The 20,498-nt window shown below is 63.2% G+C and carries 16 protein-coding genes; 13 read left to right on the forward strand and 3 right to left on the reverse strand.

Annotation, left to right across the window (positions count from 1 at the left end; genetic code table 11):
* Positions 1-26: 26 nt before the first annotated feature.
* Positions 27-884: an MBL fold metallo-hydrolase gene (locus CBW50_RS06665; RefSeq protein ID WP_086144806.1), complete on the reverse strand. Its 858-nt coding sequence runs from the start codon at positions 882-884 to the stop codon at positions 27-29.
* Positions 885-1,409: 525 nt separating this feature from the next.
* Between CBW50_RS06665 and CBW50_RS06670 the strand changes: the two genes are divergently transcribed.
* A complete protein-coding gene (locus tag CBW50_RS06670) occupies positions 1,410-1,658 on the forward strand; it encodes a hypothetical protein (protein WP_086144807.1) in 249 nt (82 codons plus the stop codon).
* Between the two features lie 100 nt (positions 1,659-1,758).
* Here CBW50_RS06670 and CBW50_RS28680 read toward each other — a convergent pair whose 3' ends face one another.
* Positions 1,759-1,950, reverse strand: coding sequence for a hypothetical protein (locus tag CBW50_RS28680; RefSeq protein ID WP_139842418.1), 192 nt, complete (start codon positions 1,948-1,950; stop codon positions 1,759-1,761).
* Between the two features lie 50 nt (positions 1,951-2,000).
* Here CBW50_RS28680 and prpB point away from each other — a divergent pair, with 50 nt between their 5' ends.
* The 5 genes from prpB to CBW50_RS06695 all read left to right on the forward strand — a co-directional run bounded on the left by prpB (position 2,001) and on the right by CBW50_RS06695 (position 10,053).
* Positions 2,001-2,888, forward strand: a complete 888-nt coding sequence (gene prpB / locus CBW50_RS06675; protein ID WP_086144808.1) for a methylisocitrate lyase — start codon at positions 2,001-2,003, stop codon at positions 2,886-2,888.
* An 81-nt stretch (positions 2,889-2,969) separates the two neighbouring features.
* Complete coding sequence (gene prpC / locus CBW50_RS06680) at positions 2,970-4,124, forward strand: 2-methylcitrate synthase (RefSeq protein WP_086144809.1); 1,155 nt, start codon at positions 2,970-2,972, stop codon at positions 4,122-4,124.
* Between the two features lie 23 nt (positions 4,125-4,147).
* Positions 4,148-6,742: a Fe/S-dependent 2-methylisocitrate dehydratase AcnD gene (acnD, locus tag CBW50_RS06685; protein WP_086144810.1), complete on the forward strand. Its 2,595-nt coding sequence runs from the start codon at positions 4,148-4,150 to the stop codon at positions 6,740-6,742.
* A gap of 61 nt (positions 6,743-6,803) precedes the next feature.
* Positions 6,804-8,024, forward strand: coding sequence for a 2-methylaconitate cis-trans isomerase PrpF (prpF, locus tag CBW50_RS06690; RefSeq protein WP_086144811.1), 1,221 nt, complete (start codon positions 6,804-6,806; stop codon positions 8,022-8,024).
* 142 nt (positions 8,025-8,166) lie between these two features.
* The gene (locus CBW50_RS06695; protein ID WP_086144812.1) at positions 8,167-10,053 is read left to right on the forward strand and encodes a propionate--CoA ligase; all 1,887 of its coding nucleotides are present in this window, start codon (positions 8,167-8,169) and stop codon (positions 10,051-10,053) included.
* A gap of 41 nt (positions 10,054-10,094) precedes the next feature.
* On the opposite strand, the gene CBW50_RS06700 is transcribed toward CBW50_RS06695, so the two are convergent.
* Positions 10,095-10,808: a S24 family peptidase gene (locus tag CBW50_RS06700; RefSeq protein WP_086144876.1), complete on the reverse strand. Its 714-nt coding sequence runs from the start codon at positions 10,806-10,808 to the stop codon at positions 10,095-10,097.
* Between the two features lie 149 nt (positions 10,809-10,957).
* On the opposite strand from CBW50_RS06700, the gene CBW50_RS06705 reads away from it, so the two are divergent.
* The 7 genes from CBW50_RS06705 (at position 10,958) to CBW50_RS06735 (ending at position 20,492) form a co-directional block, all read left to right on the forward strand.
* A complete protein-coding gene (locus tag CBW50_RS06705) occupies positions 10,958-11,374 on the forward strand; it encodes a FeoC-like transcriptional regulator (protein WP_139842419.1) in 417 nt (138 codons plus the stop codon).
* Positions 11,375-11,392: 18 nt separating this feature from the next.
* Entirely contained in the window at positions 11,393-11,935 is a 543-nt protein-coding gene (locus tag CBW50_RS06710) for a zinc finger-like domain-containing protein (protein WP_086144814.1), read from the forward strand.
* Positions 11,936-12,266: 331 nt separating this feature from the next.
* Positions 12,267-13,472 (forward strand): phage tail tube protein, encoded by a 1,206-nt coding sequence (locus tag CBW50_RS06715; RefSeq protein ID WP_139842420.1) that lies wholly within the window; start codon positions 12,267-12,269, stop codon positions 13,470-13,472.
* 75 nt (positions 13,473-13,547) lie between these two features.
* Positions 13,548-14,000, forward strand: coding sequence for a hypothetical protein (locus tag CBW50_RS06720; protein ID WP_139842421.1), 453 nt, complete (start codon positions 13,548-13,550; stop codon positions 13,998-14,000).
* 8 nt (positions 14,001-14,008) lie between these two features.
* Positions 14,009-14,344 carry a hypothetical protein gene (locus CBW50_RS06725; RefSeq protein WP_086144817.1) on the forward strand — a complete coding sequence of 112 codons (336 nt, stop codon included), beginning with the start codon at positions 14,009-14,011 and terminating at the stop codon, positions 14,342-14,344.
* Positions 14,345-14,460: 116 nt separating this feature from the next.
* Positions 14,461-19,002 carry a tape measure protein gene (locus CBW50_RS06730; RefSeq protein WP_086144818.1) on the forward strand — a complete coding sequence of 1,514 codons (4,542 nt, stop codon included), beginning with the start codon at positions 14,461-14,463 and terminating at the stop codon, positions 19,000-19,002.
* Positions 18,999-20,492, forward strand: coding sequence for a hypothetical protein (locus CBW50_RS06735; RefSeq protein WP_253251909.1), 1,494 nt, complete (start codon positions 18,999-19,001; stop codon positions 20,490-20,492). Before CBW50_RS06730 ends, CBW50_RS06735 begins: the two co-directional genes overlap by 4 nt.
* Positions 20,493-20,498 lie beyond the last annotated feature (6 nt).

Raw genomic sequence — 20,498 nt, forward strand, 5'->3', positions numbered from 1 at the left:
TGCGGCAGGCGGGGAGTGCGGGAAAATCAGATGGCGTTCAGCGGTATCTTGAGGTAGCGCACGCCGTTGTCTTCCGGCTCGGGCAGCTTGCCCGCGTTGATGTTGACCTGGATGGCGGGCAGGATCAGGGTCGGCATGTCCAGGGTGGCGTCGCGGCGGGTGCGCATCGCCACGAACTGGTCTTCCGTGATGCCGTCGTGCAAGTGGATGTTGCCGGCGCGCTGTTCGGCCACCGTCACTTCCCAGCGCGGCGCGCGGCCGTTGGGAGGGTAGTCGTGGCACATGAACAGCCGCGTCTGCGGCGGCAGCGCCAGCAAACGCTGCACGGAGCGGTACAGCAGGGTAGCGGAACCGCCGGGGAAATCGCAGCGGGCCGAGCCCACGTCCGGCATGAACAGGGTGTCGCCGACAAACACGGCGTCGCCGATCTGGTACGCCAGATCGGCCGGCGTGTGGCCGGGCACATGCAGCGCGCGCGCTTCCAGCTTGCCGATATGAAACACCTGGTCGGGCGCGAACAACTGGTCGAACTGCGAGCCGTCGGCCGGGGCCGCATCCTGGTGGTAGACGGCGGCGAACGCCTGCTGCACCGTCTGGATGGCTGCGCCGATGGCCACGTCGCCGCCCAGCTGCTGCTGCAGGTAGGGCGCGGCGGAAAGATGATCGGCGTGCGCGTGGGTTTCCAGCAGCCAGCGGCACTGCAAGCCATGCTCGCGCACGAAGGCGATCACCTTGTCGGCCGAGGCGGTGGACGTGCGGCCCGCCTTCGGGTCGTAGTCGAGCACGGAATCGATGATGGCGCAGTCGCGTCCGTCAGCCTCGTAGACGACATAGGTGACGGTGGCGGTGGCGGGGTCGAAGAAAGCTTGGATTTGTGGAGTCATCACGGCGGCAAGGGACGGACAGGGAAGGGCATTATATCGCCAGAGTTCGCTAAAAAAATGCTGCAGATTCACATTTAACATGCGAAAAACAGATAAGGGGCCGTGCCGCGCACGCGACTGCCGTGCGCACCCTGGGCCTTGCAGCGTGGTAACCTCATTCTGACAAGGAGGAATTCATGAACGATATCACTGCACGCAGCGAACAGTACCGTGGTTTTACGATTTCCGTGACCCCGCAAAAAGGATAACGACGATTTATGGGATTTTAGCTATCGCCTGCAGCGCGACGGGGAAGCCGGGGCGCAGGCCATCACGCGCAGCCGCACCCTGGGCGGCTATGCGGCCCCCGAGACGGCCTGCGCGGCCGGCCTGGAAGTGGCGAAGACCGAAGTGGACAATCTGCTGCGTCCTTGAGCCAGCGTAAATCGTTTAGCCCAATTGCGTGCCGGCGCGTGAAACACGTCGCTGCCGGCGGCGCTTCATGCTACGATTTCCACTATTAAGTCAGTCACCAAGGAGGCACCCATGGATAACAGTTCTAAAATTCACTATAAAGGCTGGGAAATCGTTCCCCTGGCCGTGCCCACCACCGACGGCAAATGGTCGGCCAGCTGCGACATCGAACGCGCCACCGCGGAAGGCCTGGAAGTCTTCGAAGGCTCGACCATGCAGTTCGTGCGCGACGACGAGGAGGGCGCCATTGCCGCCGCCTGCGAAGAGGCCGTGCGCCAGATCGACAACATCATCGCCAATCCGCTGGTGCGGCTGGCGTAAATCCTGACGTTCCAGCAATCCTGCAGCCGGCGCCCGCCGGCTGTTCTTTTATGCGCGCGCCCGGCGTCCTGCCTGCTGGCAGCCTGATCTGTTTCATGTTTCAATGTTTCAAGCGGAATGATTGAAACATATTTGAAACATCGTTGCGCTGAATCGTGACATCGATGTTTCCTGGCGTGACAGCGCGCGCAGCGCCGCCGCGTGGCCGCCTCCCCTGTTTTTCACTGTGCCGCGGCGCATTTCCCTGGCCGGTGAGCGGGGCTGGCACGGCATTTGCAATAGGAATGCTCATAGCCACTCCGTGAAACATTCGGGACCATCCGAAACCCATAAGGTGAACACATGACTCAATACTCCGCAGGTGCCGCATTCCGCAAGGCCGTCCAGGAAGAATCGCCGTTGCAAGTCGTCGGCGCCATCAACGCCAATCACGCCTTGCTGGCCAAGCGCGCCGGCTATAAAGCCATCTACCTGTCCGGCGGCGGCGTCGCGGCCGGCTCGCTGGGCTTGCCCGACCTGGGCATTTCCAGCCTGGACGACGTCTTGACCGACATCCGCCGCATCACCGACGTGTGCGACCTGCCGCTGCTGGTCGACGCCGACACGGGCTTTGGCGCCTCCGCCTTCAATGTGGCGCGCACCGTGAAATCGATGATCAAGTTCGGCGCGGCCGGCCTGCACATCGAAGACCAGGTGGGCGCCAAGCGCTGCGGCCACCGTCCGGGCAAGGAAATCGTCAGCAAGGAAGAGATGGTCGACCGCATCAAGGCGGCTGTCGACGCGCGCACGGACCCGAACTTCGTCATCATGGCGCGCACCGATGCGCTGGCCGTCGATGGCCTGGAAGCGGCGCTGGAACGCGCCATCGCCTGCGTCGAAGCGGGCGCCGACATGATCTTCCCGGAAGCCATCACTGACCTGGACATGTACGCCACGTTTGCCAAGGCCGTCAATGTGCCGATCCTGGCCAACATCACGGAATTCGGTGCCACGCCGCTGTTCACCTTGGACGAACTGCGCAGCGCCCATGTGGGCCTGGCCCTGTATCCGCTGTCGGCCTTCCGCGCCATGAACAAGGCGGCGGAAAACGTCTACCAGGCGCTGCGCCGCGACGGCACGCAAAAGAACGTCGTCGACACCATGCAGACGCGCATGGAATTGTATGAATCGATCAACTATCATGATTTTGAACAAAAACTCGACGCGCTGTTCGCCGCGCAAAAGAAATAAGCAGAAATAAGTAAAGAAGCAGGGGCCGCCTGCCGGCCCCGCAGTGACGCAACCGAGACTAGTCAATTTTTGGAGAAATCAATGAACGCACCGCAAGCCGCCACTTTCAAGCCTAAAAAATCCGTCGCCCTGTCCGGCGTCACCGCCGGCAACACGGCGCTGTGCTCGGTCGGCAAGACCGGCAACGATTTGCATTACCGCGGCTACGACATCCTGGACGTGGCCGACAGCTGCGAGTTCGAGGAAATCGCCTACCTGCTGGTGCACGGCAAGCTGCCCACAAGCGCCGAACTGAAAGGCTACAAGGCCAAGCTGAAATCGCTGCGCGGCTTGCCGTCGGCCGTCAAGCTGGCGCTGGAGGCGCTGCCGGCGGCCGCCCACCCGATGGACGTGATGCGCACGGGCGTGTCCGTCCTCGGCTGCACCCTGCCGGAAAAGGACGACCATAACGCGCCGGGCGCGCGCGACATCGCCGACCGCCTGATGGCGTCGTTCGGCTCCATGCTGCTGTACTGGTACCACTACAGCCATAACGGCAAGCGCATCGAGGTGGAAACGGACGACGACTCGATCGGCGGCCACTTCCTGCACCTGCTGCACGGCGAAAAACCGTCGGCGTCGTGGGAAAAAGCCATGCATACCTCGCTGATCCTGTACGCGGAACATGAGTTCAACGCCTCGACCTTCACCAGCCGCGTCATCGCCGGCACGGGTTCGGACATCCATTCGGCCATCACGGGCGCCATCGGCGCGCTGCGCGGCCCGAAACACGGCGGCGCCAACGAAGTGGCGCTGGACATCCAGAAGCGCTACGACAACCCCGACGAAGCGGAAGCGGACATCCGCGAGCGCGTGGCCAACAAGGAAGTGGTGATCGGCTTCGGCCACCCCGTCTACACGATCTCGGACCCGCGCAACGTGGTCATCAAGGAAGTGGCGCGCAAGCTGTCGCTGGAAGCGGGATCGACCAAGATGTTCGACATCGCCGAGCGCCTGGAATCGGTCATGTGGGAAATCAAGAACATGTTCCCGAACCTGGACTGGTTCTCGGCCGTGTCCTACCACATGATGGGCGTGCCGACGGCGATGTTTACGCCGCTGTTCGTCATCTCGCGCACCTCGGGCTGGGCCGCCCACATCATCGAGCAGCGCATCGACAACAAGATCATCCGCCCGAGCGCCAACTACGTCGGCCCGGAAGACCTGGAATTCGTGCCGATCAAGGACCGCAAATAATGAGCACCGCAATGACTACCCCGATGAATACCCTGTACCGCAAGCCATTGCCGGGAACAGGGCTGGACTACTTCGACACGCGCGCCGCCGTCGATGCCATCGCCCCGGGCGCCTACGCCACCTTGCCCTACACCTCGCGCGTACTGGCCGAAAACCTCGTGCGCCGCTGCGACCCGGCCACCCTGGACGCTTCGCTGAGCCAGTTCATCGAACGCCGCCGCGACCTCGATTTCCCGTGGTTCCCCGCCCGCGTCGTCTGTCATGACATCCTGGGCCAGACGGCCCTGGTTGACCTGGCCGGCCTGCGCGACGCCATCGCGGCCCAGGGCGGCGATCCGGCCCTGGTCAACCCCGTCGTGCCGACGCAGCTGGTGGTCGACCATTCGCTGGCCGTCGAATGCGGCGGTTTCGACCCCGACGCCTTCGCCAAGAACCGCGCCATCGAAGACCGCCGCAACGAAGACCGCTTCGATTTCATCGACTGGACGAAAAAGGCGTTCAAGAACGTCGATGTGATTCCGCCAGGCAACGGCATCTTGCACCAGATCAATCTTGAGCGCATGTCGCCCGTGATCCAGGTGCAAAATGGTGTAGCCTATCCCGATACCCTGGTGGGCACGGATTCGCACACGCCGATGGTCGACGCGCTGGGCGTGATCGCCATCGGCGTGGGCGGCCTGGAAGCGGAAAGCGTGATGCTGGGCCGCGCCTCGTGGATGCGTTTGCCCGACATCATCGGCGTCAAGCTGACGGGCAAACCGCAGCCGGGCATCACGGCGACCGATACCGTGCTGGCGCTGACGGAATTCTTGCGCAAGCAGAAGGTCGTTTCGTCCTACCTGGAATTCTTCGGTGAAGGCGCGTCGCACCTGACCCTGGGCGACCGCGCCACGATTTCCAACATGGCGCCGGAATTCGGCGCCACGGCCGCCATGTTCTACATCGACGCGCAAACCATCAAGTACCTGAAATTGACGGGCCGCGACGACGAGCTGGTCAAGCTGGTGGAGCTGTATGCGAAGGAAACGGGATTGTGGGCGGACAGCCTGGCCGATGCGCAGTACGAGCGCGTCTTGAGCTTCGACCTGTCGTCCGTCGTGCGCAATATCGCCGGCCCGTCGAATCCGCACAACCGCGTGCCGACGTCGGAACTGGCCGCGCGCGGCATTTCCGGCGTGGTGGAAAACGAGCCGGGAAAGATGCCGGACGGCGCCGTCATCATCGCCGCCATCACCAGCTGCACCAACACGAACAACCCGCGCAACATGATCGCCGCCGGTTTGATCGCGCGCAATGCGAACCGCCTCGGCCTGACCCGTAAACCCTGGGTGAAATCGTCGCTGGCGCCCGGCTCGAAAACCGTGGAACTGTATCTGCAGGAAGCGGGCCTGATGCCGGAACTCGAAGCATTGGGTTTTGGCGTGGTGGCCTTTGCCTGCACCTCGTGCAATGGCATGTCGGGCGCGCTCGATCCTGTCATCCAGGACGAAGTGGTGTCGCGCGACCTGTACGCCACGGCCGTCCTGTCGGGCAACCGCAACTTCGACGGCCGCATCCACCCGTACGCGAAACAGGCTTTCCTCGCCTCGCCGCCGCTGGTGGTGGCCTATGCGATCGCCGGCACCATCCGCTTCGATATCGAAAAGGATGTGCTGGGCCATGACGCCGACGGCAAGCCGATTCTGTTGAAAGATATCTGGCCGTCTGACGAGGAAATCGACGCCATCGTCGCTTCCAGCGTCAAGCCGGAGCAGTTCCGCAAGGTCTACATTCCCATGTTTGCCGCGCAGGCGGATGACGGCATCAAGGTCAGCCCCCTGTACGACTGGCGTCCGCAGACGACGTATATCCGCCGCCCGCCATACTGGGAAGGCGCGCTGGCCGGCGCGCGCCCCTTGAAAGGCATGCGTCCGCTGGCCGTCCTGGGCGACAACATCACCACCGACCACTTGTCGCCATCGAACGCCATCATGCTCGACAGCGCGGCCGGCGAATACCTGGCGAAGATGGGTTTGCCCGAGGAAGACTTCAATTCCTACGCCACGCACCGGGGCGACCATCTGACGGCGCAGCGCGCCACGTTCGCCAACCCGACCCTGAAGAACGAGATGGTCGTCGAGGACGGCAAGGTGAAGGCCGGTTCGCTCACGCGCATCGAGCCGGAAGGCAAAATCTCGCGCATGTGGGAAGCCATCGAGGTGTACATGGAGCGCAAGCAGCCATTGATCATCATCGCCGGCGCCGACTATGGCCAGGGTTCCTCGCGCGACTGGGCCGCCAAGGGCGTGCGCCTGGCCGGCGTGGAAGCCATCGTGGCCGAAGGTTTTGAACGCATCCACCGCACCAACCTGGTGGGCATGGGCGTCTTGCCGCTGGAATTCCTCCCTGGCGTGAACCGCAAGACCCTGGGCCTGGACGGCAGCGAAACCTACGACGTCGTGGGCGAACGCACGCCGCGCTCCACCCTGACCTTGTTGATCCATCGCAAGAACGGCGACACGGTCGACGTGCCCGTCACCTGTCGCCTCGATACGGCGGAAGAAGTGTCGATCTACGAGGCGGGCGGCGTTCTTCAACGATTCGCGCAGGATTTCCTCGAATCGTCCAAGGCAGCGTAAGCAGTTCGTCATTCACCGGGTGGCGCGCAGGCGCGCGTCGCCCGGCTTTTCAGGAAATTTCATGACCCACACCCCCCAAATCAAAATCCCCGCCACCTACATGCGCGGCGGCACCAGCAAGGGCGTGTTCTTCCGCCTGCAGGATTTGCCCGCCAGCGCGCAAGTGCCGGGCGCGGCGCGCGATGCGCTCCTGCTGCGCGTGATCGGCAGCCCCGACCCCTACGGCAAGCAGATCGACGGCATGGGCGGCGCCACGTCGAGCACCAGCAAGACGGTGATCCTGGCGAAAAGCAGCAAGCCTGACCACGACGTCGACTACCTGTTCGGCCAGGTCTCGATCGACAAGCCCTTCGTCGACTGGAGCGGCAATTGCGGCAACCTGTCGGCCGCCGTCGGCTCGTTCGCCATCGCCAGCGGCTTGCTGGACGCCGCCCGCGTGCCGCGCGACGGCATCGCCACGGTGCGCATCTGGCAAGCCAATATCGGCAAGACCATCATCGCCCACGTCCCCATGACGCATGGCGAAGTGCAGGAAACGGGCGACTTCGAGCTCGATGGCGTGACCTTCCCGGCCGCGGAAGTCAAGCTGGAATTCCTCGATCCGGCCGCGGACGAGGAGGGCGGCGACGGCGGCAGTTCCGCGATGTTCCCTACTGGCAACCTCGTCGATGAGCTCGACGTGCCCGGCATCGGCGTGTTGAACGTCACCATGATCAACGCCGGCATCCCGACGATTTTTGTCGACGCGGACGCCATCGGCTACACGGGCACGGAACTGCAGGACGCCATCAACGGTGATCCGGCAGCCCTGGCCCGCTTCGAGACCATCCGCGCGCACGGCGCCCTGCGCATGGGTTTGATTTCCCGCCTCGATGAGGCGGCCAAGCGCCAGCACACGCCGAAAGTGGCGTTTGTCGCCCGGCCGGCTGGCTACGTGTCGTCCAGCGGGAAAAAGGTGGAAGCGGGCGAGATCGACCTGCTGGTGCGTGCCATGTCCATGGGCAAGCTGCACCACGCCATGATGGGCACGGCGGCCGTCGCCATCGGCACGGCGGCGGCCATTCCCGGCACCCTGGTCAACCTGGCGGCCGGCGGCGGCGAAAAAAGCAGCGTGCGTTTCGGCCACCCGTCGGGCACCCTGACGGTGGGCGCGCAAGCGGCGCTGGTCGATGGCCAATGGAGCGTCACCAAGGCCATCATGAGCCGCAGCGCGCGCGTGCTGATGGAGGGATTCGTGCGCATTCCCGGCGACGCCTTGCCCGGCGACGCCTTGCCCGGCTAAGCCGTGCCGCCGGGCCGCCGCTGGCCCGGCCGATACCTGCCCTGCCAGTGCCGGCACGGTGCGGAGGGCGCTTGCGCGAAAAAGATCAGCAGAACAGGAACGAGCAGCAACTACAACAGATTGCAAGCCTACCGGAGGAGACATGAATTTCGCAGCATTTTATCAGCGCTCGATCGACACGCCAGAAGCGTTCTGGCGCGAGGAAGCGGCAAAGATCGCCTGGCATACCCCGTTTTCACAAGTGCTTGATTATTCGCGCCCGCCATTTGCCAAATGGTTCGTCGGCGGCACCACCAATTTGTGCCATAACGCCGTCGACCGCTGGGTGGACAGCCAGGGCGATGCCGCCGCGCTGATCGCCATTTCCACCGAGACGAACACGGAGCGCAGCTACAGCTTTCGCGAGCTGCAGCGCGAAGTGGAGCGCTGCGCCGCCATGCTGCAATCGCTGGGCGTCGTCAAGGGCGACCGCGTGCTGATCTACATGCCGATGATCGCCGAGGCGGCGTTCGCCATGCTCGCCTGCGCCCGCATCGGCGCCGTGCATTCCGTGGTGTTCGGCGGCTTTGCGGCCAACAGCCTGGCCAGCCGCATCGACGACGCGCAGCCCAAGCTGGTCGTCTCCGCCGATGCCGGCTCGCGCAACGGCAAGGCGATTGCCTACAAGCCGCTGCTCGACGAAGCGATCCGCTTGTCCGCGCACCAGCCGCGGCATGTGCTGCTGGTCGACCGGCATCTGGTGCCGATGCAACTGACGCAGGGGCGCGACGTCGATTACGCGGCCCTGCGCGAGCAGCACCTGGGCGCGCAGGTGCCCGTCGCCTGGCTCGAATCGAACGAGCCCTCGTATGTGCTGTACACCTCGGGCACGACGGGCAAACCCAAGGGCGTGCAGCGCGACGTGGGCGGCTACGCCGTGGCGCTGGCGGCGTCGATGCAGTACACATTCTGCGGCAAGCCCGGCGAAACCTTCTTTGCCACCTCGGATATCGGCTGGGTAGTGGGCCATTCCTACATCGTGTACGGCCCGCTGATCGCCGGCATGGCCACCATCCTGTACGAGGGTTTGCCCATTTGTCCAGATGCGGGCGTCTGGTGGAGCATCGTTGAAAAATACAAGGTCACGCGCATGTTTTCGGCGCCCACTGCCATCCGCGTGCTGCGCAAGCATCCGGTGGAGCTGATGCGCAAGTATGACCTGTCGTCATTGAAAGCGCTGTACCTGGCGGGCGAGCCGCTTGACGAAACCACGTCGCAGTGGATCGCCGACGAACTGAAAGTGGACATCATCGACAACTACTGGCAGACGGAGACGGGCTGGCCGATTTTGTCGGTGGCGAAAGGCGTGGCCGACACCCCGACGCGCCTGGGCAGCCCCGGCCTGGCCATGTACGGCTACCAGGTCAGGCTGCTCAATGAGGCGACGGGCGAGGAGTGCGGCGCCAACGAGAAGGGCGTGCTGGTGCTGGAAGGTCCGCTGCCGCCCGGCTGCATGCAGACAGTGTATGGCGACGACGCGCGCTTTGTCGACACCTACTGGTCCACTTTCGGCGAGCGCCAGGTGTATTCCACCTTCGACTGGGGCATGCGCGACGCCGATGGCTATTACTTCATCCTGGGGCGCACGGACGACGTGATCAACGTGGCCGGCCACCGCCTGGGCACGCGCGAAATCGAGGAAAGCATCTCCAGCCATCCGAACGTGTCGGAAGTGGCCGTGGTGGGCATGGAGGACAAGCTCAAGGGACAGGTGGCGATGGCTTTCGTGATCCTGAAGAATCCGCAGGGCATCGACAGCGTTGACGCGAAAGCGGCCCTGGAGCGCGAGGTGATGGCGGTCGTCGACCGGCAGCTGGGCGCCGTGGCGCGGCCCGCGCGCGTGCTGTTCGTCGCGCAGCTGCCGAAGACGCGGTCGGGCAAGCTGCTGCGCCGCTCGATCCAGGCCATCTGCGAAGGACGCAGTCCGGGCGACCTGACGTCGATCGAAGATCCTGCGTCGCTGCAGCAGATCGCCGCAGCCCTGGCTTAAGCGCCAGGAACAACCGGAGTTTATCGTTCGGTAAACTCCGGCTAAATCCGGTCGCTTTCCTTGCGCACGACGCGCCCGACGATCAGGCATTCATTGCCGCGGCATAGCTTGCGGTGGTATTTGCGCTGGTCCGGGTTGTCCGACGTCAGCCACCATTCGCCGATATCGCGCGCCAGGCGCTTGACCACCGGCTCGCCTTCGTAGTTGATGGCAAATACCACGCCGTCGGCCGGGCGGCTGTCGGCCGTGTTGATGATCACCACGTCGTCCTCGTACAGGGCCGGCTCCATGCTTTCGCCCTTGACCTTGATCGCCACCAGTTTCTCCGGGTGGTAGCCATTGCGCTCGACCCAGCTGCGCGGCACGCTGATGGTGCTGCCGTCGTGCGTTTCCGGTTCGATGGCAAAGCCCGTGATGCCGGCCGACAGGCGCAGCTTCACCTTGCGGATCGGGTAGAAGCGCTCATCTTCGCCATCGTCCACGATGACGGGCTGCACGCCGGCCAGCGCGCGCGCCGCCATGGCCGCCTGGTCGGGCGCCGCGCCCTGATCGAAATACATGCCGTCCAGCCGCAGGTCCGCTTCCAGCTTGCGCGCGATCTTTTCGCTGAACGCGCGGCCCTCGCGGTAGGTGGGCGAGAGGATTTGCGAAATGCGCGCCTCGCTCCAGCCGCTGGCGTCGGAAATTTTCTTGCGCGTGTTGTCGTAGTGCTCGCGGATCAGGGCCAACAGGCGGTCGCGTCTGTATTGATACATATTCATCTCCACATTAAACCTGAAATTTACCGTTTGATAAATTACCAAATGCTTGACTTTAACATTAGCGATTGATAAAGTCTACTCGTTGCCTGTCGCAAACGCACTACAGCGTCTGCCGGCTGGCACCACCACGGGAGGTCAGGCAGATGTTGAACAGTAGTCAGGAAAGTGTGGACAGGGCGGCGGCGCGCACGCCGCGCCAGTTACAGGGACGCAGCAAGAAGGCGCAGCTGCATATCGCCCGCATCGTGCAGTACGTCGGCGAGCAGGGCCAGGCCAGCGCGGCGCAGCTGTCCGCCTTGCTGGGACTCGACGCGGGCACCATGAGCCGCTATTTGCGCCACATGTGCGGCATGGGACAGATCCACCTGGCGCAGCGCCACTGCACGGAGCCGGGGCGCCAGCGGCCGGCCTTGTATGCGCTGGGGGAGCAGGACGACGAGGTCGACGGCTGGGCCCAACTGCCGCCGCAGGTGCGCCGCACGGCCAGCTGGCCACGCGGTGCGGCGCGCCGCGATCCGCTGGTGGCGGCGCTGTTCGGGCCGGCACGGAATAACGATTAGTATCAACGAGGAGAAATCATGGGATTTGCAGAAAAATTCATCGCATCGCTGTCCTCGCAGAACCTGCGCGACGATGCGGTCCACCACGACCTGGACGTGATCGCGGCGGCCGCGCTGGCCGGCGACATGGGCGCCTTGCTGTGCCGTGTCAAGTACGCGGACGGCACCGTCAGCCGCCTGTTCGAAGGCAATGCGGGCAATCTGGCGCAGCTGCTGCGCGCCTGGACTGCGGCCGTGACGCAGAAGGGCCGGGCGCGGCGCTGGGTCAAGGCGCACACGGCCTGGGATGCGCAGGCCGCCAATACCTTGTATCGCCGCGTGGCCGAAGCGTCGCTCGCGCATTGGCTTGACAGCAAATGCAAGGTCTGCCACGGCACGGGCGTCGTCGCCGCCATGCAGGCCGGAGCGCCGGTCGTCTGCAAGGCGTGCCACGGTGCCGGCGAAGCGGCCATCTGCTGCTCCGGCGGCTTCGAGCTCGAACGCATCAAGGATATGGTCAGCGAGCTGGAAGGCATCTTCCAGTCGCACGGGGCCCGCGCCATGCGCCGTCTGGGTCACTGAAAAGTTTTTTGCAATATGCCTGACGCTGAAAAAAATGCCCCTACAATAGAGTCTCGATCACGCAGCAACAGCAATACCGGCAACACCGCAGGACCACATGCTTCTCCACTCGTAATAGACGCGCCTCTGGCGCGACACCGATAGGGGAAATCAGCGCAGCGAACCGCCTTCATGGCCCCCTTCGCCCATTCCGTCCGGCACGGCCTCGCGCCTTCCGGACGCCAGCCCGCCGCCTCACCGCGCGGGCTTTTTATTTTCCCGATACTTGGCAGTTCCCCCCCCTCAAGACCACAGCTGTGGTCTTTTTTTCATCCCACGAAAGGTATTACTTATGGCATCGACAGCAAACGGCATTGACAGCTTGATCGTTATCAGCAAACAAAGCGCCGAAGGCAGCAAGGCCGCAGCCGGCGGCGGTCAGATTTATCCCCGCGTCACGGCCACCTTCGACACGGAAGCGGACAAATACGCGAGCGCCGAAATCGACGCCAGCCAGCAGCAGGGCGATACCCGCCTGGGCAATTTCCGCACCACGGGCGCCATCAAGGCCGAAGCGGCGTGCGGCACCTACGCGCCGCTGATGGCAGCGCTGCTGCGCCGCGACTTCACGGCTGGCGGCGTCGCTGCCGCGCAAACCACCATCGCTGCCGCCGCCTCCGGCCTGACGCGCAGCGCCGGTTCCTGGCTGGCCGAGGGTTTCCGCGCCGGCAGCGTGGTGCGCATCACCGGCATGACGGCACCGGCCGCCGCCAACAACGCGAAGAACTTCTTCGTCACGTCGGTGACGGCGACCAACCTGAATGGCCAGTTCATGGATGGTTCGGCCATGATCGTCAAGGCGGCCGGCGACTCGGTCGGCGTGGCGGCGGTGGGCAAGCGCAGCTTCACCCCTTTGAGTGGCCACACCACCGACTGGTTCACGGCCGAAGTGCAGGACCCGAAGATCGGCGTGCACCGCAGCTTCGTCGACCAGCTGGTCAGCAAGATGGATATCGCCGTGCAGCCGAACGGCATCACGAGCCTGGACTTCACCCTGATGGGCAAGGCGGAAGGCCCGACCACGGCCGTGCCGTACTTCCCCACGCCGCTGGCCGCGCCTGGCGCCGGCAAGTTTTCGGGCGCCACGGCGATGCTGTCCGTGAACGGCATCCCGTCGCAGATCTGCACCGGCATGTCCGTTTCGCTCGACGGCCAGGTCAAGGTCGACCCGGTGATCGGCTCGAAGTACGCCACGGCCGCCTCGCGCGGCAAGGTCATGGGCTCGGGCCAGTTCACGGTGCTGCTGCAGGACGCCACCTACCTCGACTACTTCAAGTCCGAGACGGAAATCCCGCTGGCCTACGCCATGGCGTCGGGCACGGCGCCAACCGCCGACGTGCTGGCGCTGGCCATGGGCCGCATCAAGATCACGTCGGCCAAGATCGACGACGGCGAGAAAAACAAGATCGTCACCTGCGCCTTCGACGTCCTGCGCTACAAGGGCGCCGATGCGCAGCATGAAGCGACCACCCTGACCATCCAGGACAGCGCGCTGTAAGCGGCTGACGCTTGACCCGGGGCCGCCGTGAGGGCGGCCTTTTACTTTTTACCTTTATCAAGAAAGAAAATACACATGAACAACGCACAAATGATCGCCTCGGCTGGTTTTGATATCTCCCTGCTGAATGACGGTAACAAGACTGTGGACCAGGTGCACCTGGTGTCGGTCTTGTTCGACGAAGATGGTGCGCACAAGGCGGGCTTTGAAATCGTCGGCAAAAATTCCGACCAGTACCGTGCCGTGATCCGCGAAACGTCGGTGGTGGCGATCAAGCGCTCGGTGCAAAAAAGCAAGCAGATCGACGCGAAGACCGACGAAGGCGCTGCGGAACTGTATGACTTGGCGGAAAACCGCAGCATGAAGATCGCCATCGCGGTGGTGGTGGGCATGCCTGGTTTCGTCGACAAGGGCGTGCCGGTACAACCGTCCCCGGCTTTGCTGAAGGCGATTTTTGAAAAAATGCCGTCCTGGCAGGAAAAAGTGCTGGCTGCGCTCGAGGCGGACGGCAATTTTTTGACGGTCTAGCCGCCGCCTTGCTGCTCTTTGCCGACGAACAGTTTGAGCGTTCGGCGAAGGCGGCTGATGGCAATGCGAAAGGCGAGCACCTGGATGCCGCGAAGCGTCATCCACTCTACCGGGAGCCGCAGGCTCCCGTTTGCGCGCAACTGCCGTTTGAACTGGCGCACGTGTGGCAGTTTTTCGTGCAGATGAGCCGCAAGCGGCAAAACGGCATGGCGGTCAATCCCTTGAGCAGCCTCGATATCCTGGCTTGGCAGTTGCGACACCGCATACGCCTGGCGGTATGGGAAGAAGAGCTGGTCGATCAGCTTGACGCGGCCTACATGGCCCATCAAAACAGTTCTCATTAGGCTGGCCTTTACCCGGCCTATCTATAGCAGAGGTGACGCCAAAAACACAACTGTCATCGCCAGGGGGGCCTCGATTTGCATTGCCACCCTTCGGTGGCTTTTTTTATGGGTAAATTATGACCGTTGATATTGCAACACTACAGATACGCATTGATACGCTCAATGTGCGCATCGCGGCAGATGACCTGGAACGCATGCGCGAGGCCAGCGAGAAGGCCGCCAAGTCGACTCTGAAACTCGAAGATGTCACGAAAAAGTACACGGAGATACTCTCCAGCCTGGGTATTTCCAACAATATCGGCCAGATCGTTAAATTAACTGATGAATATACGAAATTGACAGCGCAACTGCGCATGTCGACCAGCTCTACGCAGGAATATGGCGAGGCGTACGACAATGTCAAGCGTATTGCCGCCTCGGGACAAACGGATCTCGCCGCTACGGCGGGTCTGTATACCCAAATGAACGATGCGACCAAGAAATTGGGCATCAGCCAGGCCGAAGTGGCCGGTATCACCGAGGCGCTCAATCTTGGCGTCAAGATCAGCGGCGCCTCCGCGGCCGATTCCGCTACCGCTTTCAAGGGGCTGTCCGATGCCTTCGCCGATGGCGCTCTGAACAGTCAGCAATTTAACGCCATCAGCCAGGCCGCCCCTGAAGTCATGGCGGCAATGGCCGCCGGTCTGGGCGTGTCGAAAGAAGCGCTTGCCGGGTTTGCCGGCGCAGGATTGATCACCGCCGATGTGATGGCCATCGCGCTGCCGAACGCGCTGGGCGAGTTGCGCAAGGAAGCCGTGCAGTTCGAAACTATTGGCGGCAGCTTTACCGTTCTGAGCAATAACGTGATGGAATTCACGGCGAGGCAGGCGGAGTCGAGCGGCGCCGTGCGCCTGATGACGAGCGGTCTCGAATTTTTGTCGAATAACCTGACCCTGGTCGTTGGCGTGCTGGAAACGCTGACCACCGCGAAGTTTGCCACCTGGGCTGCCGGCGTCGTAGTGGCTACTTACAGCAAGGTCACAGCCAACCGGGCCTTGCTTGCATCCACCCTGGCGGCGGCGAATGCCGACGTGACGGCGACCGCCGCCACCTCGGCACTGGCGACCGCGCGCGTGGCTGAATTGCAAGCGACGATACGCGCCAGCCAGGCCGACGTGGCGCTGGCGTTGACCACCAATGGCCTGATACCGGCCCAGGCCCGCGCTGCAGTTGCCACCGAGGCCCATGCGGCTGCATTGGTGGCGCAGACGGCGGCAATGCGTGCCGCGTCCGTCACCGCTGGCGTGTTGCGCGGTGCGTTGGCATTCCTGGGTGGCCCGATCGGCTTGATTGTCACGGTGTTGGGCTTGGGTGCAACTGCCTGGGCCATGTGGGGGAATTCATCGAAGGACAATGCGGAGAAAGCCGTAGAACCCATGCGCAAGAGTACCAAGGATATTATTGCTGAACTCGACAAACAGATGGTCCAGCTGGCAAAGCGCAATGAGCTGGCAAAGCTGGGCGTGTCGGAAAAGGGATTGGATACCCCGGCTGGCGAGCGCATGGCAGAGATATCGACGGAGATGGATGCGGTGCGCAATCGCACTGGAAAATACCAGTCCCTGGACAAGGCGGCGCGGGACAGCAACATGGCAAGGCTGCAAGCCGAATTCGATGCGCTGCAGGGCAAGCTCAAGCAGCTTGAGCAGCAAGGCGCGTCGGGTAAACCGACGAGCGGAACTGGTACAGGCGCGCCATCACTTCCCGCTCCGCCAACGCCTTTCGAAGCCATGATGGATGACATGCGCGGCAAGGCCCGCGACCTGAAGCGCGAAGTTGCCGGCTATGCCGAGATGAACGAGGCGCAACAGTTCGATTATCGGTTGAAGGAACTCCTGGCGGATCGGACGAAAAAGGTGACCGCAGCACAGCAGGCGGGATTCGAGGTTGCACGCAAAGTGATACAAACTCGCCTCGATGAGATCGAGGTGGACAAGAAAGCCAAGGCAGTGTCGGAGCAGGCGCAGGCGGACGCGAAAGCGCTGTCCGATACGCGGACGCAGGCCGTTGCCGATGCCGTCAAGGAAGCGGAGGCTGGCGAAAAGCTGGTAGCGGTGTATGGCATGAGCAAGACCGCTATCGCGCAAAATGAAATGGCGTTGTTGAAGGAACAGCGCGCCGCGCTGGCGGTGGGCAAGGAAAATGCGGCGCAGATCGAGTATTTGAATGCCTTGATCGATGCCAAGCAGCGCAGCATGACGGCGACGGAAGAACTGGCCGCCAAGGAAGCGTCTGCCGCTGCGGCCAAGAAGGCCTCGGATGACTGGGCCGCCAGCGCCAAGGATATCGAAAAATCGCTGACTGACGCCTTCATGAACGGCTTCGAAGGCGGCAAGAACCTGGCGACGATGTTCAAGGACAAGTTGAAGAGCATGTTCAACAACCTCGTGCTGCAACCGATCATGTCTCCCATTGCGGCCGGCTTTGCCTCGTTTCTGAATCCGGGTGCGGCGCAAGCGCATGGCAGTTTGGCCAATGGCGGGGGTATCCAGTCGCTTTTGAGTTCGGCGAAAGGCATCTATGAATCGCTGTCGAACGGACTTTCCGGTATTGGTACTTCGGTAGCCAATGGCGTGCAGCGTGGCATGAGCATGCTGCAAGGCACTCCGTACACAGCCGGGGCCAATGGCGCATTTGCCACCGGTGCGGGCGCGGCGGCAAGCGTTTCCGCCGGCGTCATGGGTGGCGTGTACGGCGGCAAGATGATTTCGGGTGAATATGGCCGCAATGGCATCGTCAATGCTGGCACGGCGATCGGGACTGTCGTTGGCAGCATTTTCCCGGTGGTAGGTACTGCTATGGGCGCCCTGGTTGGCGGCTTGCTGGGAGGCGCCGCGAATCGCCTGTTCGGCATGGGAGAGAAAAAGGTCAGCAGCGCAGGTATTTCCGGCAGTCTCGGTGTCGATGGCTTTACGGGCGAGAGTTATTCGAACTGGACCCAGAAAGGCGGTCTTTTCCGCAAGAATAAAAAGGGTACCGACCACTATGAAGTTGATGCCGAGCTGGCCGCATCGCTAGGCGATACGTACGCGCAGATGAAGGCGGTGACGGGCACGTTCGCCAGCACACTGGGCGTGAATACGGATGGCCTGGCCACGCGCACGCAGTCGCTCAATATTGTCATGACCAAGGACGATGCGACCAATCAGAAAGCCATTGCCGACTTCTTTACCGGCGTCGGCGATGCCATGGCCATGGAATTGGTTCCTTCCTTGTCGCAGCTCAAATTGAAAGGCGAGTCGGCGAGCGCTGCGCTGCAGCGCCTGGCGGGTAGTTATGCCACTGTTGACGCCGTGCTGGCAACCTTGGGCAGCACTTCGCAGCAGGCATTTGGCGCCGTCGGCGTGGCATCCCTGGCGGCGCGCGAGCAATTGGTCAAGGCTGCCGGCGGCGTTGAGGCACTGGGCAATCGGACTGCGTTCTTTGCCGAAAATTACCTGACCGAAGCCGAGCGCCTGGCGCCCGTGCAAAAACACGTGACGGAACAGATGGCCGCCCTGGGCTATGCCAGCGTGACCACGCGCGCGCAGTTCAAGGACACGGTCTTGCAACTGGTCAATTCCGGCGCATTGGCCACCAAGACGGGCGCCGAGCAGTATGCGGGCCTGATGGCGCTGGCCGATGCGTTTGCGAAGACGCATGCGGCGACGGAAGACCTGACCAAATCGGAGCAGGGTATCGCCGACGAGCGTAAGAGCATCCAGGAAAAACTTGACCAGATGACGATGACGTCGGCGCAATTGCGTGCCCGCGAGCGTACTTCGGTCGATGCTTCCAACCAGGCGCTATATGACCAGCTGCAGGCGCGGCAAGACATCACCAGCGCCTACGAGACGGAGTCCTCCGCCCTCAAATCCACCATCGACCGCCTGAAAACCTTCGGCGATGGCATCCGCTCTTTCAAGGATTCCCTGCTGCTGGGCAGCTTGTCGACCCTGACGCCGATGCAGAAAATGGCTGAGGCGCAGCGCCAATATGAGGAAACGCTGGCCAAGGCGAAGACGGGCGATGCGGCGGCGCAATCGGCGCTGACGGCGGTGGCCACGGCGTACTTGACGGCGAACCAGGTAGTCAAATCGTCGAGCGACGCCTATGCGGCCGATGCGGCGCGGGTGCAGGCTGACCTGGCGGCGCTGGCGGCGATTGCCGGCACGCAGATGAGCGATGCGCAGAAGCAGTTGACGGCCCTCGACACGCAGGTAGGGCAGTTGATCAATCTAAACAAGACGGCGGTGGGCATCCAGGAAGCGGTCGATGCGCTGGGCGCTGCATTGCGGGCAGGTGGCAACGTCGATATTACAGGCGGGATGCAGTTCGCATCCGCTTTCGGCATGCCGCTTGCCGCCGTTGACGAGGTGGTGGTCGACGCGCCGGCGGCGCAAGCGATGCAGCGCTATTTCAGTGCCGGCGATGGCGTCAACGAAGCGCTGGTGGCAGAGATCAAGGGCTTGCGCGAGGAAGTGCGCCAGCTGCGCGCCGATCAGGACCAGCAGACGGGCGCCATCATCAGCAGCAATTACGATGCCAATGAACGCGCCGCCGACAAGGTGTCGGCCGGCGCGTCGGAAGCGGCCCGTGCCTCAGTTTGGGCCAGTCAATCGAAAGCGAGCATAGTATGAACGAAACCTTGAATGGGGCCATGGGCGACGCGCAGTTCACCGCGTGGCTGCGCAATCCCTCGGCGCGCCGTCTGGTGCTGATCGAGGTGGCCGTGTACAGCGGTGGCCAGGAGCGCACCCGCTTCCTGAGCACGGGTGCGTATGTCACGTCGCCCGATGACACGCCGCCGAACCTGGCGTACCAGTCCATCGTCTCGACGGGCATGCAGTTCACCGAACAGCTGTCGCTGGGCGGCGAGGCCAGTCTGTCGGCGGGCGACATCGAGATCCACAATCCGTCCGGCATCCGTGATGCCTGGCTCGATGACGTGTGGATGAACCGTCCGATTCGTGCCTGGATCGGCGATCCGCGCTGGCGCCGCAGCGACTTTCGCATGATCTTCAATGGCGTGGTGGCCGACGTCGCGCCGAAAGGCCGCGACAAGCTGGCCCTGAAACTGCGCGACAAGCTGCAACGCCTGAATACGCCTGTCAGCGAGGCCAAGCTGGGGGGCGCGACGCCGAACAAGGACGCCGTGCTGCCGCTGGTTTTTGGCGAGGTGCACAACATCACGCCGCTGCTGGCCGATCCGGCCTTGCTTCAGTACCAAGTGCATGACGGCGCCATCGAAGGGATCATCGAAGTGCGCGACAACGGGTTGCCGGTGCGAATCACGGCTGACAAGGCCAGGGGAACCGTCGTCCTGGCGGCGCCACCCGCCGGGACAGTTACAGTGACTGTGCAGGGCGACCGTCCTGGCGCCTATGCCAATACGGTGGCCGCGCTGGTGCGGCGCCTGGCGACAGGTTACGGCAAGGTGGGCGACCGCTTTGCCGATGGCGATCTCGATACGGCCAACCTGGCGGCGTTTGATGCCGCGCATCCGCAAGCGGTGGGCCTGTTCCTGGCCGGCCGCACGAATGTGCTCAATGCCTGCCAGATGCTGGCGTCCAGCTTGGGTGCGCAGCTGGTGATGTCCCGCCTGGGGCAGCTGCGGCTGCTGCAACTTAGCCTGCCTCCCGCCGGCTCGCCGACGCAGGTAGGGCCGAAGCACATGGTGGCGGGCAGCCTGACGCCAGTCAGCCGCAGCGCGCCGATGGCATCCGTCAAGCTGGGCTTCTGCAAGAACTGGACCGTGCAAACGGGTTTGTTGACAGGTATCCCAGTCCAGCACAAGGATTTGTTTGAAACGGAGTGGCTGACGGCCACCCTTGTGGACAGTGCGATACAGGCGGCCTACCGGCTCGACGCGGAACCGCTGCAGCAGGACACCATGCTGCTGCGCCGCGTCGATGCCGAGGCAGAGGCGCAGCGCCGCCTGGCGATTGGCCGCGTGCCGCGCATGGTTTACGAATTCGACGGCACGGCGGAGATGCTGGCGCTGGAATTGGGACAGGCCGTGACAGTCACGCATCCACGCTTTGGCATGGAAAACGGCGTGGCGGGGCAGGKTGTATCACTGGCCCCGGATTGGTTGACTGGACATGTGAAAGTGGGGTTTGTCGTATGAGTACCA

Source organism: Janthinobacterium sp. GW458P (assembly GCF_002127585.1).
In the GTDB taxonomy this organism is placed as follows: Bacteria; Pseudomonadota; Gammaproteobacteria; order Burkholderiales; family Burkholderiaceae_D; genus Janthinobacterium.